At 64.6% G+C, this 13,479-nt stretch carries 14 protein-coding genes; 10 read left to right on the forward strand and 4 right to left on the reverse strand.

Annotation, left to right across the window (positions count from 1 at the left end; all coding sequences use genetic code 11):
- Positions 1 to 3 precede the first annotated feature (3 nt).
- A complete protein-coding gene (locus VM94_RS11785; protein ID WP_046683667.1) occupies positions 4 to 831 on the reverse strand; it encodes a MetQ/NlpA family ABC transporter substrate-binding protein in 828 nt (275 codons plus the stop codon).
- Positions 832 to 852: 21 nt separating this feature from the next.
- A complete protein-coding gene (locus tag VM94_RS11790; protein WP_052755728.1) occupies positions 853 to 2,067 on the reverse strand; it encodes an acyl-CoA dehydrogenase family protein in 1,215 nt (404 codons plus the stop codon).
- Between the two features lie 254 nt (positions 2,068 to 2,321).
- On the opposite strand from VM94_RS11790, the gene ssuE reads away from it, so the two are divergent.
- Genes ssuE through VM94_RS11815 form a run of 5 tightly spaced genes read left to right on the forward strand, consistent with a single transcriptional unit; the run spans position 2,322 to position 6,808 of the window.
- Positions 2,322 to 2,942, forward strand: coding sequence for an NADPH-dependent FMN reductase (ssuE, locus tag VM94_RS11795; protein ID WP_046683668.1), 621 nt, complete (start codon positions 2,322 to 2,324; stop codon positions 2,940 to 2,942).
- Between the two features lie 24 nt (positions 2,943 to 2,966).
- Positions 2,967 to 3,977, forward strand: coding sequence for a sulfonate ABC transporter substrate-binding protein (locus VM94_RS11800; protein ID WP_046683669.1), 1,011 nt, complete (start codon positions 2,967 to 2,969; stop codon positions 3,975 to 3,977).
- A gap of 21 nt (positions 3,978 to 3,998) precedes the next feature.
- A complete protein-coding gene (gene ssuD / locus VM94_RS11805; RefSeq protein ID WP_034757207.1) occupies positions 3,999 to 5,159 on the forward strand; it encodes an FMNH2-dependent alkanesulfonate monooxygenase in 1,161 nt (386 codons plus the stop codon).
- Between the two features lies 1 nt (position 5,160).
- Positions 5,161 to 5,952 (forward strand): aliphatic sulfonate ABC transporter permease SsuC, encoded by a 792-nt coding sequence (gene ssuC / locus VM94_RS11810; RefSeq protein WP_046683670.1) that lies wholly within the window; start codon positions 5,161 to 5,163, stop codon positions 5,950 to 5,952.
- A gap of 25 nt (positions 5,953 to 5,977) precedes the next feature.
- Positions 5,978 to 6,808 carry an ATP-binding cassette domain-containing protein gene (locus VM94_RS11815; protein ID WP_082127693.1) on the forward strand — a complete coding sequence of 277 codons (831 nt, stop codon included), beginning with the start codon at positions 5,978 to 5,980 and terminating at the stop codon, positions 6,806 to 6,808.
- On the opposite strand, the gene VM94_RS11820 is transcribed toward VM94_RS11815, so the two are convergent.
- A complete protein-coding gene (locus VM94_RS11820; RefSeq protein ID WP_046683671.1) occupies positions 6,765 to 7,454 on the reverse strand; it encodes an HAD-IA family hydrolase in 690 nt (229 codons plus the stop codon). The genes VM94_RS11815 and VM94_RS11820 overlap by 44 nt on opposite strands.
- Positions 7,455 to 7,693: 239 nt before the next feature.
- On the opposite strand from VM94_RS11820, the gene VM94_RS11825 reads away from it, so the two are divergent.
- Positions 7,694 to 8,257 carry a PEP-CTERM sorting domain-containing protein gene (locus tag VM94_RS11825; protein WP_046683672.1) on the forward strand — a complete coding sequence of 188 codons (564 nt, stop codon included), beginning with the start codon at positions 7,694 to 7,696 and terminating at the stop codon, positions 8,255 to 8,257.
- A 77-nt stretch (positions 8,258 to 8,334) separates the two neighbouring features.
- Here VM94_RS11825 and VM94_RS11830 read toward each other — a convergent pair whose 3' ends face one another.
- Positions 8,335 to 8,790, reverse strand: coding sequence for an META domain-containing protein (locus VM94_RS11830; protein WP_052755729.1), 456 nt, complete (start codon positions 8,788 to 8,790; stop codon positions 8,335 to 8,337).
- A 148-nt stretch (positions 8,791 to 8,938) separates the two neighbouring features.
- Here VM94_RS11830 and VM94_RS11835 point away from each other — a divergent pair, with 148 nt between their 5' ends.
- From VM94_RS11835 to VM94_RS11850, 4 genes are all read left to right on the forward strand, one after another.
- The gene (locus VM94_RS11835; protein ID WP_046683673.1) at positions 8,939 to 9,874 is read left to right on the forward strand and encodes a hypothetical protein; all 936 of its coding nucleotides are present in this window, start codon (positions 8,939 to 8,941) and stop codon (positions 9,872 to 9,874) included.
- A complete protein-coding gene (pdxR, locus tag VM94_RS11840; RefSeq protein WP_046683674.1) occupies positions 9,871 to 11,340 on the forward strand; it encodes a MocR-like pyridoxine biosynthesis transcription factor PdxR in 1,470 nt (489 codons plus the stop codon). Before VM94_RS11835 ends, pdxR begins: the two co-directional genes overlap by 4 nt.
- 95 nt (positions 11,341 to 11,435) lie before the next feature.
- A complete protein-coding gene (locus tag VM94_RS11845) occupies positions 11,436 to 12,638 on the forward strand; it encodes a benzoate/H(+) symporter BenE family transporter (protein ID WP_046683787.1) in 1,203 nt (400 codons plus the stop codon).
- Positions 12,639 to 12,721: 83 nt separating this feature from the next.
- Positions 12,722 to 13,453 carry a CPBP family intramembrane glutamic endopeptidase gene (locus VM94_RS11850; protein WP_052755730.1) on the forward strand — a complete coding sequence of 244 codons (732 nt, stop codon included), beginning with the start codon at positions 12,722 to 12,724 and terminating at the stop codon, positions 13,451 to 13,453.
- Positions 13,454 to 13,479: the final 26 nt, after the last annotated feature.

Here is a 13,479-nt window from a genome sequence, read left to right on the forward strand (position 1 = left end):
GGCTTACTTGGCCGCCGTCTGCAACGCTTGCTGGTAATCGGGTTTCGAATAGCCGGCAAAGTGCTTGTTTGTGATGTCGAGGAATTCGCGCGAGCGGTAGGCGGCCGCCAGGTCTTTCGCGAACTGCTTGTCCTTGTCGGCCGTGCGGACGGCCACCAGGTTGATGTAGTTGGGCGAGATTTTCTCGGCCACCAGCGCCTCCGTCAGTTTCAGTCCCGAGGCCAGCGCGTAATTGCCATTGATGAAGGAGTAGTCGGTGTCGCCCAGCGAGCGTGGCAGTTGCGCCGCTTCCAGCGGCAGCAGCTTGATTTTCTTCGTGTTGACGGCGATATCCTTTTCCGACGCGCGCACGGGGTCGAAGCTGGCGCGCAGCTTGATCCATCCCAGCTGGTCGAGCAGCACCAGCGCGCGCGCCTGGTTGGTCGGATCGTTCGGCAAGCCCACCGTCGTGCCTTCCTTCACGTCGTCCAGGGTCTTGTGCTTCTTGCTGTAGATGGCAATCGGCGCCGTGGGGATCGTGATCAGGTCCGTCAGGGCCAGCTTGTGCTCCAGCGCGAATTTCTTCAGGTAGACGATGTGCTGGAACACGTTGGCGTCGAGCGAACCCTCGGCCAGCGCGAAGTTCGGCTGGATGTAGTCATTGAACTCCACCAGCTTGACCTTGTAGCCCTGTTTTTCCAGGATAGGCTTGATGCCCAGTTTGATCTGGTCCGCATACGGCCCGGCGCTGGTGCCGATGGTGATGTCTTTCGGATCCTTGGCGTGGACGAAGCCGCTGGCCAGGGCGAGGGTCAGGGCGGTGAGGAGGATGCTGCGGCGGGCGATGGTCATGGTGGCTCCTTGGTGAATGAATCAGGAATACGCCGTCGGCTCGGGCACCGTGCCTGTCAAGGCAAAGCGTCCCAGGTCGCGCAGCTTGTAGTCGATGGGGTCGTGCAGGGTGTGCACGCGCACGTTGCGCCAGTAGCGGTCGAAGCCGTATTGGGCCGAGGTGGAACGGGCGCCCGTCAGTTCGAACATCTGGCTGCTGATCTCGAGTCCCGCCTTGTGCGCCAGGCATTTTGCTTCGGCCACGGACACGGCCAGCAAGCCCCGTTCACGCGCCGTCACCAGCGCGCCCTTGCGGAACACTCTTTCCAGTTCCTGCGCCGCCAAGTCGGCCAGCACTTGCGCGGGACGCAGCAAGAGCCATAGCTGGCCATAGCGGTGCTGCACAAGTGGGTCGTCCGTTGCCTTGGCCACGCCAGAGGCAAACCAGGCTTTCGCCTGCTCGTCCGTGTACAGGCGCGCCGCCTCGAATGCCCCTTCGGCGATGCCCAGATAGAGGTTGCTCATGATCAGTTGCGCGATCTGCGAGCGCACGGTCGCTTGCGGCGTGGCCGCTTGCGCGGGAGCTTGCAGCACCAGGTCCCGCGGCAGGGCCACGGCCTGGAAATGCACATTGCCGCTGTCCGTCTGGCGCTGGCCGAAGGCGTCCCAGTCCGCCTGCACGGTGACGCCGTCCTGGCGCGTAGGCAGGGCGGCGATCAGCGCCGTCTGCGTGGGCGCGTGCCAGGCGGAGACGGTCAGCCAGTCGGAACCCACGGAGCCGGAAGAAAAGCTCTTGATGCCGTCGAGGATATAGCCATCGTCGCTGTCGCTGGCCATGACCCGTTTGTCGAGCGGGTTCAAGGCATTGCCCCAGAACAGTCGCTCGTCGACGGTCAGGGTGAGCAGGCGGCGCTGCTGCTGCGCGCTGCCATACAGCTGCAGGCCGGCCAGCTGCAAATGGTGGAAGCCGAAGACGTGCGCCAGCGCGCTGTCGGCGCGCGCCAGGATGCGGATCACCTGGTAAACGAGGGGCCACGATGCGCCCTGGCCGCCGAATTCCACGGGAATCGACAGGGTCAGCAAGCCCGACTCGCGCAGCCATTCGCGTTCCTGCGCCGCATGGCCGCCGGCCTGGTCGCGGGCATTGGCCGTTTCAGCCAGGCGCGCAGCCAGCGCCGTGGCGATGCTGATGGCGTCCTGCAGGGGTTCCGGCACAGGCGGCTGGGGACGGGCGGCATGGAGAAAAACGCTAGACATGAGTGACATTCCAGAAAGACGATGACGCCGATATTGCACCGCCCCGCGTGCGCCGTACACGAAGAAAACCGCGCATGGATATGCGAAAAAAGCCATGCGGAGACCGGCGCCTTCGTTTGCGGGGCGTCAGGCCCGGATAGTCAAAAAACGCATATCGAAGCGCGAAAGCATTCGTTTTACTGGGCTTCTGATGGCGATAGGCTGCAAGCATCCGAACAACGCCACTTTCGACAACCTACAGGGACGGGCATCACATGAGCATCTTGTTATTGGGCGGTAGCCCGCAACTCCCATCGAGTTCCAGCCGCCTGCTGCTGCATATCGGCGAACAGCTGGCGCTGCAGGGCCACAGCTACGCCCAGCTGCATGTGCGCGACTTGCCGGCGCGCGCCTTGCTGCTGGCCGACTACGACGATGCGGCGATTGCCCGCGCCGTGCGCGCCGTGGCCGATGCGGACGCCATCGTGATCGCCACGCCCATCTACAAGGCGTCCTATACAGGGCTGCTGAAAGCCTTCCTCGACTTGCTTCCGCAAGATGGCCTGGCGGGCAAGCTGGTGCTGCCGCTGGCCACGGGCGGCGGCCATGCCCACACCCTGGCGCTCGACTACGCGCTGCGTCCCGTGCTCCATGCGCTGGGCGCCAAGCAAGTCTTCACCAGCATTTATGCCAATGCGCAGCAGCTGGCGTGGCACGAAGAAAGGGGCTTGAGCCTGGACGCGCCGATTGCCGACCGTGTGCAGGCCGGCATCGAGGAACTCTCCAGCGGCCTGTTCGTGCTGCAGGGACAGCGTCCGTCCGCGCCAGCCGATATTTCGATCCCCGTGCGTTCGCTGCAAGACCAGCCGTACGCCCCCCACTATCAAGCCGCCTGATTATTCACCGACCAAGGAATTGCCATGACACACCGCCACGCACAACGACTCTCGCGCCGTACCACTTTGGGCCTGCTGTTTGCCGCCGCTGCCGGCGTGATGGCGGCCGGCATGCCGGTCGCGGCGCAGGCGCAGGCCAAAGGGGAGCTCCAGGTGCAGGTGCGTATTGGCTACCAGAAATACGGCACCTTGACCCTGCTGAAGGGGCGGGGCACTCTGGAAAAACGCCTGGCCGAGCAGGGCGTGGGCGTGAAATGGACGGAATTCCCGGCCGGCCCCGTGCTGCTGGAAGGCTTGAACGTGGGCAGCATCGATTTCGGCACCGTGGGCGAGGCGCCGCCGATCTTTGCCCAGGCGGCCGGCGCCAACTTGGTCTACGTCGGCAATGAGCCGGCGTCGCCGGCCAGCGAAGCCATCGTCGTGCCCAAGGGTTCCGGCTTGCGCACCCTGGCCGACTTGAAGGGCAAGAAGATCGCCCTGAACAAGGGCTCGAATGTGCACTACCTGTTATTGAAGGCGCTGGAAAAGGCCGGTGTCGCGTACGCCGACATCCAGCCCGTGTTCCTGCCGCCGGCCGATGCGCGCGCCGCCTTCGAGCGCGGCAGCGTGGATGCGTGGGCCATCTGGGACCCGTTCCTGGCGGCTGCCGAAAAGCAGCTGGGCGCCCGTGTGCTGGCCGATGGCAAGGGCCTGGTGGCGAACTACCAGTTTTATCTCGCCTCGCGCACGTATGCGGAAAAAAATCCCGAGATCCTGCGCATCGTGCTCGATGAAGTGGCCAAGGTCGATGACTGGGGCCGCAACAATCCGGACGAAGTGGCGACGATCCTGTCGGCACAGACGGGGCTGGGCAAGGATGTCGTGGCGCTGGCCGCCTCGCGCTATGCGTATGGCGTCAAACCCGTGTCGGTCGACGTCATCGCGTCGCAGCAAAGGGTGGCCGATGCGTTTTCCAGCCTGAAGCTGATCCCGAAACCGATCGTCGTCAAGGACGCGCTGCTGCCGGCGCGCCAGCTGGCCACCAGCACAAAATAAACAAGCAAAGGAAAGTGCACCATGTCATTGAATGTCTTCTGGTTTATCCCTACCCACGGCGACAGCCGCTACCTGGGCACGTCGCAGGGCGCGCGTCCCGTCGATGCCGATTATTTGCGCCAGGTGGCCGTGGCCGCCGACACGCTCGGCTACGACGGCGTGCTGCTGCCCACGGGCCGCTCCTGCGAAGATGCGTGGGTGGTGGCGTCGTCGCTGATCAGCGTGACGCAAAAGCTCAAATTCCTCGTCGCCATCCGTCCGGGCCTGTCCACGCCCGGCCTGGCCGTGCGCATGGCGTCCACGTTCGACCGCCTGTCGAACGGGCGCCTGTTGATCAACGTCGTCACGGGCGGCGACCAGGGCGAACTGGAAGCGGACGGCCTGTTTGCCGACCATGCCAAGCGCTATGAAATCTCCGATGAATTCATCAAGGTGTGGCGTGCCACGCTGGCGGGCGAGGGCGGTGCGGCCGGCTACGATTTCGAGGGCAAGCATATCCAGGTGAAGGGCGCGAAAACCCTGTATCCGCCCGTGCAGAAACCGTATCCGCCGCTGTATTTCGGCGGTTCGTCGGAACCGGCGCATGAACTGGCGGCCGAGCAGATGGACGTCTACCTGACGTGGGGCGAGCCGCCCGCCGCCGTTGCCGAGAAAATCGCCGACATCCGCGCGCGCGCGGCAAAAAAAGGCCGCACAGTCCGGTTTGGCATCCGATTGCACGTGATCGTGCGCGAAACGAACGAGGCGGCCTGGCGCGCGGCCGATGAATTGATCAGCCACCTGGATGACGACATCATCGCCAAGGCGCAGGCGGCCTTCGGCAAGATGGATTCCGTGGGCCAGCAGCGGATGGCGGCCCTGCATGGCGGGCGGCGCGACAAGCTCGAAGTGTCGCCGAACCTGTGGGCCGGCGTGGGCCTGGTGCGCGGCGGCGCGGGCACGGCCCTCGTCGGCGACGGGCCGACAGTAGTGGCGCGCATGCAGGAATACGCGGACCTGGGCATCGACACCTTCATTTTCTCCGGCTACCCGCACCTGGAAGAATCGTACCGCTTTGCCGAACTGGTGTTCCCGCTGCTGGGCAAGGGCAAGGCCGTGGGTGAGCAGTCCTTGAGCGGTCCTTTCGGCGAAGTCATGGCCAGCAATATCGTGCCGGCCGCACCGCAGAAAAAGGCGGCCTGAGATGGCGACCGGCTCCATACGACAGGCACGCGCCGCGCCATGGCGTGATTCGCTGGCGCCGTGGGCCTTGCCCGTGGCACTGCTGCTGGCCTGGCAACTGGCGGCGCAGTGGGGCTGGCTGTCGAGCCGCATCCTGCCCGAGCCGTGGGCCGTGGCGAAGGCCTTCTGGCACCTGGCCGTGTCGGGCGAATTGTGGCTGCACCTGAAAACGAGCTTGTGGCGCGCCACGGTCGGTTTCGCCGTCGGTGCGGGGCTGGGCTTGCTGCTGGGATTATTGACGGGCAGCTTCCGCCACGCGGAAACCCTGCTCGATACGACCCTGCAAATGGTGCGCAACATCCCCGCGCTGGCCCTGATCCCGCTGGTGATCCTGTGGTTCGGCATCGACGAGACGGCCAAGCTGTTCCTGCTGGCCGTCGGCGTCTTCTTTCCCGTCTACCTGAACACCTTCCACGGCATCCGCTCGGCCGACCAGGGCTTGATCGAAATGGCGAAAAGCTACGGTCTCTCGGGCTGGCCTTTGTACCGCGACGTGATCCTGCCGGCCGCCATGCCGTCCATCCTGGTGGGCGTACGCTTTTCGCTGGGCCTCGTGTGGGTGCTGCTGATCGTCGCCGAAACCATCTCGGCGCAGGCCGGCATCGGCTACATGACGATGAATGCCCGCGAATTCCTGCAAACGGACGTGGTGCTGGTGGGGATTTTGCTGTACGCCTTGCTGGGCAAGCTGGCCGATCTGTTCTCGCGCCGTCTCGAGCGCCACTGCCTGCGCTGGAATCCCGCCTACCGATAGTGACGAAATGAGGAAAGAAAATACCATGCTGCTCGCCCCCATCCAGATCGAAACGGATTTTTTGTCGCACTTCGTGCAATACGACCCGGCCGGTGCGCCGCCGCAGGCCAGGGTCGCGCCGCAAGCTCCCTTGGCGCGCCGTGGCGTGCCTTTGGAGCTGACGCAATTGAGCAAGGCCTATGGCGAACGTCCGGTGCTGAAAAACGTCGATCTGCAGCTGGAAGCGGGCGAGTTCGTCGCCATCGTCGGACGCAGCGGCTGTGGCAAGAGCACCTTGCTGCGCTCCATCGCGGGACTGGAAAGCGTCGATGACGGCAAGGTTGCCATCGGCAGCGGCGTGGGCGCCCCCGACATCCGCATCATGTTCCAGGAATCGCGTTTGCTGCCATGGAAGACGGTGCTCGACAACGTGGCCCTGGGCCTGCCCCGTTCCGTCGGCGCGGCGGCCGCCTCGCTGTGGACGGTGGGCCTGGCCGAACGGGCAAATGACTGGCCATCTGCCCTGTCGGGCGGGCAGAAGCAGCGCGTGGCGCTGGCGCGTGCCCTCGTGCACGAGCCGCAACTGCTGCTGCTTGACGAACCTTTGGGCGCGCTCGACGCCCTGACGCGCATCGAGATGCAGCAGCTGATCGAGTCGCTATGGCTGGCGCGCGGTTTTACGGCCGTGCTGGTGACGCATGACGTGGCCGAAGCCGTGGCCCTGGCTGACCGCGTGCTGTTGATCGAGGATGGCCAGATCACCATGGACGTGCCTGTGGACTTGCCGCGCCCGCGCCAGCGCGGCCATGCGGCCTTCGCCGCGCTGGAGCAGACTATCTTGTCGCGCGTGCTGCAGCCGTCTCGGCCAGGACAATAAAGCCATCGCTATCGACGGTTGCCACGATGGCTTCATAATTGTCGATGGCCGGGTGGCGTGTCGCCAGCGGGTGCGCATGCGTGGCGGTGACGACGATGACCTTCGCGCCCGCCGCTTCTCCCGCCTCGATGCCGACGGATGCATCCTCGAACACCAGGCAATCCGCAGGCGCCACGCCCAGTTTTTGCGCCGCCAGCAGGTAGCAATCGGGTTTCGGCTTGCCCGCCTTGACGTCTTCCGCCGTCACCATGATGGCGGGTATCGGCATGCCGGCCGCCTTCAGGCGGGCCGTCGCCAGCGCGCGCGGCGCCGAGGTGACGATGGCCCATTGCGCGGGCGGCAGCGATTCCAAAAAGCGCAACGCGCCCGCGATTTCAATAACCCCTTCCACATCGATGATTTCCGCATCCGTGATGCCTTGCGACTCGCGCTGCGCGTCGACGCCGGGCAAGCGCAGTTTGGCGATGGTATCGACCGAGCGCGCGCCGTGGATGGTGGGCAAAAAGGCCGCCACGTCGAGGCCCTGGCGCTGCGCCCACGTGCCCCAGATGCGTTCGGCGGCGGCGATGGAATTGATGACGGTGCCGTCCATGTCGAACAGCAGAGCGCGGTAACTGCCAAGGGGCAGGGGGGAATGAGTGGACAAGGTAGGCCTTCCATGCAAGAGCGGATGTTTATTGTAGCTGTATAGCAAGCTACGTGTTTTCCTACCTTGATATGGACAATAAATTATTAAAAAGAAAAGAAAAATTAATAATTTCTGCTATGATTTGCCGACCTTGTCTTTTAAGCATTTTTCTTGCCATTTTGTTGCTGAATAGATATGGGTTAAGTTGGATCAAGTATGCATCTTTCATCTTGCAGATATTCTAGTGGAGCTAACTCATGCTGAAAAAAATTTGCTATATCGCCACTCTGGCATCCTTGTCGCTCGGCGCCCAGGCGCAGGAGCATCAATACTTTAACTTTTTCTATACGGGTTTTGTCAACGATGGCGTGTTTAATCCCCATATCAGGTATGGTGGTTCGTTCTCAGGCAAGGACCTCAATAACGACGGCGTACTCACAACAAATGAGTTGACCAGCATGGTGGCGCTCGACGTCGACTATACCAAATGCGCGGCTGGACCGAATTGCACGCTGGACTTTTCGTTTGATTACAAGAATGGATTGAGCATCGCCGCACATTATTATTATGATAATGCGCCGCATTTTGAAACTTGGAGCGAGAGGAACTTTAACACCGGTGACTCGGTTTACCGCTACGCCGCGAACCGCGAATCGATTCCATTTTCCCGCCTGGATTATTTCAGCCCGCAAACCCAGTTGCAGGTTCTTTCAGCCGTGCCGGAGCCAGGCGCATACGCGATGATGGGGCTGGGCCTGGTGGCGCTGGCGGCCATGTATCGCCGTCGCAAGTATGTCATTCACCCCGGTTTGGTGGCATGATCCGTTGATGTCACGGGCATAGCACCAGAAGATGGCGCTGCACAGTACGTAAGTGCTCAGCGCCATTGTTTTTCTTGCTACAAATAGACCGATTCAAACCTGGCCACGGGCGCGCCATCCTTGAGCAGGATCAGTTTCTCGCCTTCGAGCTGGTAGCCCGTCACGTTGTTCAAATTGGCCAGCACGGCGCTTTCCAGCTGCATCAACGGCGGCGGACAGGCCATGCGCGTGCCGGCCAGTTGCGTGAAGCGCAGGGCCGTGCCGGCCAGCGTATAGCCGCCCATGACGCGGTTGCAGCCCGTGAAACCGGTGACCTTGCCATCGTCGGTCAGGGTGATGCGCACTTCGCGCTCCTGCTGCGGCGCCATCGCCACCGGCGCGCCATCGAGCTGCGTCAGCTTCCAATAGGTATTCGTCAGGCTGGCCTGCGGCGCCAGGCTGGCGTTCGGCCTGGCGCTGTCACTGGTGGCGGCGCAGCCACCAGCCATGGCGATGGCGATGGCAAGGGGAAGGTATGTCAGGCGATGCAGCATGGGATGCTCCTGTGAGGGGGAATGCCTGCAGACTAGCAGGTTTTGCGCGCCGCTCAGCGCACAGCAGCGTTCATTGTTTCCATTTTGCCAGTCCTGGCATTAAACTCATGCTTTCTATTCTTTTAACCTTGATCGGGGAGCCGGGCCGATGCTGCAAGCGCAAGCGCTGGATAATCGACTGGTGGCCACCACTGACGACGACGTGCTCGTCGACCGCATCGTGCCCGGCGCGCCACTGGTCATCGCCTTCGGCTTCGTTTCGTGGACCACGCGTCCCGCCTTCGATTTTTACGGGCGCCTGAGAAAGCTGGAGCATGCCAGCGGCCAGCACCTGAACAAAATCCTCGTGCGCGATTCGGGCAATGCCTGGTACCACCGCCGCATCGCGGGCCTGGGCAACCACGTTGACGAGACGGCGCAAGCCTTGCGCGAACTCGTGCGCCGCATCGCGCCCAGCCAGGTCACCACCGTCGGTCAGTCCATGGGCGCGTACGCGGCCGCCATGTATGGCTTGCTGCTGGACGTGCAGCAGATCGTCGCCTTCGGGCCGTTGTCCTTCCTCGACGTGCAGCAGGCGCGCTTGTACCATGAGCTGCGCTGGCTGCCCGTGATGGAGTCGCTGGCGCAAGACCCGCCGGCCTCCGGCTACTACGACCTGGCGGCCCTGTGCCGCGCCAGGGCGACGGACGCCACGCAGCTGCACCTGGTGTTCGGTACGCGGCCTGACGCTGCCAACGGGGGAGGCAGCGCCAGCGAATCGGTCAACCTCGACGCCATGCACGCGCAGCGCCTGGCCGCCTTCGGCCGCTGCACCCTGCACCCGTATCCCCATTCGGGCCACGCGGTGGTGCAGCACCTGATCGATACGAAGCGCATCAACGGCTTGCTGGCCAAATGCATACTCGGTCTTGCGCTGGAAGAGGAAGCCCTGCCGGACATCAGCCGTGAGTGGCAGGACTGGGTGGCGGAAAACCTGCGTTTGGGCTGCGCCGGCGAACAGCTGGTGGCCGTGCTGCAGCAGCACGGCTATTCGCTGACCAGCAGCATGGCCGCCGTGGATGCGGCCCGCGCCAAGGCCACATGACGCCGCAGTTCGAACTCGACACCCTGAAAATCCGCATCGCCGCGCCCGAACTGGCGGCGCTCGACTTGCGCGTACGCGTGCAGCGCGCGCTGCGCCAGCTGATACTCGATGGCGTGCTGGCGCCGGGCCTGCGCCTGCCGGCCACGCGCGTGCTGGCGCAATCGCTGGGCGTGTCGCGCGATACGGTGGAAATGGCGTATGCGCAGCTGCGCCTGGACGGTTATATCCAGCGGCAGGCGGGATCGGGCAGTTTCGTCTCGCCCACGATAGGGGCGAGCTTGCTGGGCAAGCCGGCGGTGGCGTCGCTGTCCATGCCGGCGCAGCCGGTGTCCCTCAGCGCGCGCGGCGCGCAGATTCTCGCCAGCGGCGGCGTGGCCGACCAGCAGAGCGTGAAGGCGTTTGTCACGGGCTTGCCGGAAACGCGGGCCTTCCCGCTCGACGTATGGGAGCGCTTGCGGCGCCAGGCCGCCAGCGAACACCATGTACTGCTGCACGGCGACCCGCAAGGCGCCGAGCCTTTGCGCCAGGCCATCGCCGACTATGTGAACCTGGAGCGGGGCGCGCAGGCCACGGCGCAGCAGGTGCTGGTGCTGAGCAGCACGCGCCAGGCGCTGTACCTGTGCGCGCAAGTGCTGGCCGACGCGCATGGCCCCATTCTGATGGAAGACCCCGGCTATTTCGGCGCGCGCAAGGCGTTCGAGATGGCGCAATTGCAGGTCGTGCCCGTGCCCGTCGATGCACATGGCTTGTCCATCGCACATCTGCGGGCGGACCGCAGCGGGGCCAACACGGTGTACGTCACGCCGTCGCATCAATATCCGACGGGCGCCACGCTGGCGCTTGAGCGCCGCCTGGCCCTGACGGCCTGGGCAGCCGAGCGCCAGGGCTGGATCATCGAGGACGATTACGACAGCCAGTTTCATTACGCGGGTTTGCCGACGGCGTGCGTGCAGGGCCTCGACACGCAGCAGCGCACGATTTACCTGGGCACCTTCGCCAAGTCGCTGTACCCGGGCCTGCGCATCGGCTACATGGTGCTGCCGCCCGCGCTGGTGAAACCGATGACCCATGCGCGCAGCATCCTCGATGGCCACACGCCGCAGCTGGATCAACTGACCTTGGCCCGTTTCATCGCCGATGGCCATTTCGCGGCCCATGTGCGCGCCATGCGCAAGGTCTACGCCGTGCGCCGCGATGCGATGGCGCATGCCGTGCAGCGGCACCTGCCGCACGTGGTCGCGGCGCAGCTGCCGCCGGGCGGTTTGCAGATGCCGTGTCTGCTGCACGAGGGCAGGGTGGAGCTGGACACGATACGGCTGGCGGCGCAGGCGGGCATCGTGCTGCCTGGCCTGAGCCGGCTGTACGCGACGCCGCCGGCGCGCGGCGGCTGGCTGCTGGGCTTTGCGGCGCTCACCCCGCACGAGATCGACAGCGGCATCGTCCGCCTGGCCCGCGCGCTGGGGTGATGCTGTAAGTGGTCTGCTTTATGCGATTGAATTGGCCTGTTTGAGCAGTCCATGTGGCCATTAATATGCTGCCTTTCAATGGCAGAGGCATATACATGACAACAACCACAACAACCGCCATGGCCGACCGGGCGCGCTGGCGCGACCTGGCATCCCCCGCCATGGCGGCCTTCATTTCCGTCCTCGTCAACTATGGCGGCACCTTCGTGCTGGTGTTCCAGGCGGCCCAGCTGGCCCAGCTGAGCGCCGCGCAGACGGCGTCCTGGGTCTGGTCGCTGAGCATCGGCGTGGGCGTGACGGGCATCTGGCTCAGCTACCGCTACCGCGCGCCCATCATCACGGCCTGGTCCACGCCCGGCGTGGCTTTCCTGGCCACCGTCATGCCGCATACGCCGTATGCCGAAGTGATCGGCGCCTATATCGTGTCCGCCATCGCCTTCATTGTGCTGGGCATGTCCGGCGCCTTCGAGCGCCTCGTGCGGCTGATTCCTGGCGGCATCGCGGCCGGCTTGCTGGCCGGTATCCTGCTGCAGTTTGGCGTGAACGCGTTTGGCGGCGCCAGCGCCGACCCCGTGCTGGTGGTGGTGTTGCTGCTGTCGTACGCCGTGCTGCGCCGTTTCACTGCACGCTTTGCCGTGGTGGGCATCATGCTGATCGGCCTGGCCCTGTTGCTGGCGCAAGGACGCATCGATGCGCAAGGCATCGAACTGGCCCTGGCCGCGCCCGTGTTCGAGATGCCGCGCTTTTCCGTCGCGTCTTTGCTGGGCGTGGCGCTGCCGCTGTTCCTGATCACCCTGACGGGGCAGTACATGCCCGGCATGCTGGTGCTGCGCAATGACGGCTACCAGGTCAGCGCCAATCCCATCCTGACGGTGACGGGTCTCGGCTCGCTGCTCATGGCGCCGTTCGGCGCGCATGCCTTCAACGTGGCCGCCATCACGGCCGCCATCTGCACGGGCAAGGATGCGCATGCGGATTCGTCAAAGCGCTATGTCGCGGGCCTGGCTTGCGGCGTGCTGTACATTCTGGTGGGCGTCTTCGGCGTCACCCTGGCCAGCCTGTTCATGGTCTTGCCGCGCAGCTTCATCACGGCGCTGGCGGGCCTGGCCCTGCTGGGCGCCATCGGCAACAGCCTGGCGCAGGCGATGGCGGACGTGCGCATGCGCGAAACGGCCCTGATTACCTTCCTGGCGACGGCCGCGAACGTGACCCTGCTGGGCGTGGGTGGCGCCCTGTGGGGGCTGGCGGCGGGACTGGCGGCGCATGGGCTGATGCATGGCTGGCGCAAGGCGGCTTGACAACGGCATGGCCATTTTGCCAGCCGCCGCATACAATTGCTGCGCCCGTGCCCGTTGGCACCGTACTTTTCCCGATGTGAGCGATGGCCGACCTGACTTCCCTGGCGCAGTATCTGCTGGCGATCACGCCTGCCTTCCTCGTCTGCGCCGCCTTGCTGCTGGCGGTACCGCGGACCGTGCCGCTGCTGCGCGTGCTCGTGCACATCGTGTTTTTCGTCCTGGCGCGCGACGCGATGACGGCGCACGGCTACTGGCAAGTGGCGGCGGGCGGCTTGCGCTTCACGGCGCCGCCGCCGGTCTTGCTGGCGCTGGGCGCCATGTCGCTGGGGCTGGTGGCCAGCACGTGCTGGCTGGAAAGCGAGGCGCGCCGCCAGATCCGCTGGCTGGGCATGCGCCCGGCCCTGTCCGTGCTGCTGGGCGTGGCGGGCGCTTGCGTGATCATCGCGCTGGCGACGGGCTTGAAGGCGCTGTTCGGCTTGCCGTCCCTGCCGCCCGTCGCGCCATCGCTGCTGCCCTTGCTGCTGGGTTTTGCGCTGGCGGCCAACTGTTATGAGGAATTGCTGTTTCGCGGCTTGCTGCAGCAGCAATTGCGTGCCTGGCTGCCTGCCTGGCGCGCGGCGCTTGTGTCGGGCCTGCTGTTCGGCCTGTGCCACGCTTTTCTTGCCACCACCGTCACGCAGGTGGGTGCGCCCATCGTCGTGTTCACCGTGATCGAAGGCGTGGTGGCGGGGCTGGTATATTGCCGTGCCGGCTTGCTGGGCGCGTCCCTGGCCCATGGCCTGGCCATTTTTGCGCTGGCCGCCGGCTGGGTGTGAATCCTGTTGTTTCAATTTAATGAAGA

It is taken from the genome of Janthinobacterium sp. KBS0711, from assembly GCF_000988085.1.
In the GTDB taxonomy this organism is placed as follows: Bacteria; Pseudomonadota; Gammaproteobacteria; order Burkholderiales; family Burkholderiaceae_D; genus Janthinobacterium; species Janthinobacterium lividum_E.

Excerpts from the sequence above, each read along its gene's own strand:
- VM94_RS11825 (WP_046683672.1), top strand. The coding sequence starts at position 7,694 with ATGCTGAAAAAAATTTGCTATATCGCCACTCTGGCATCCTTGTCGCTC.
- ssuE (WP_046683668.1), top strand. The coding sequence starts at position 2,322 with ATGAGCATCTTGTTATTGGGCGGTAGCCCGCAACTCCCATCGAGTTCC.
- VM94_RS11850 (WP_052755730.1), top strand. The coding sequence starts at position 12,722 with ATGGCCGACCTGACTTCCCTGGCGCAGTATCTGCTGGCGATCACGCCT.
- ssuD (WP_034757207.1), top strand. The coding sequence starts at position 3,999 with ATGTCATTGAATGTCTTCTGGTTTATCCCTACCCACGGCGACAGCCGC.
- VM94_RS11830 (WP_052755729.1), bottom strand. The coding sequence starts at position 8,790 with ATGCTGCATCGCCTGACATACCTTCCCCTTGCCATCGCCATCGCCATG.
- VM94_RS11790 (WP_052755728.1), bottom strand. The coding sequence starts at position 2,067 with ATGTCTAGCGTTTTTCTCCATGCCGCCCGTCCCCAGCCGCCTGTGCCG.
- VM94_RS11785 (WP_046683667.1), bottom strand. The coding sequence starts at position 831 with ATGACCATCGCCCGCCGCAGCATCCTCCTCACCGCCCTGACCCTCGCC.
- VM94_RS11835 (WP_046683673.1), top strand. The coding sequence starts at position 8,939 with ATGCTGCAAGCGCAAGCGCTGGATAATCGACTGGTGGCCACCACTGAC.
- VM94_RS11815 (WP_082127693.1), top strand. The coding sequence starts at position 5,978 with ATGCTGCTCGCCCCCATCCAGATCGAAACGGATTTTTTGTCGCACTTC.
- pdxR (WP_046683674.1), top strand. The coding sequence starts at position 9,871 with ATGACGCCGCAGTTCGAACTCGACACCCTGAAAATCCGCATCGCCGCG.
- VM94_RS11845 (WP_046683787.1), top strand. The coding sequence starts at position 11,436 with ATGACAACAACCACAACAACCGCCATGGCCGACCGGGCGCGCTGGCGC.
- ssuC (WP_046683670.1), top strand. The coding sequence starts at position 5,161 with ATGGCGACCGGCTCCATACGACAGGCACGCGCCGCGCCATGGCGTGAT.
- VM94_RS11800 (WP_046683669.1), top strand. The coding sequence starts at position 2,967 with ATGACACACCGCCACGCACAACGACTCTCGCGCCGTACCACTTTGGGC.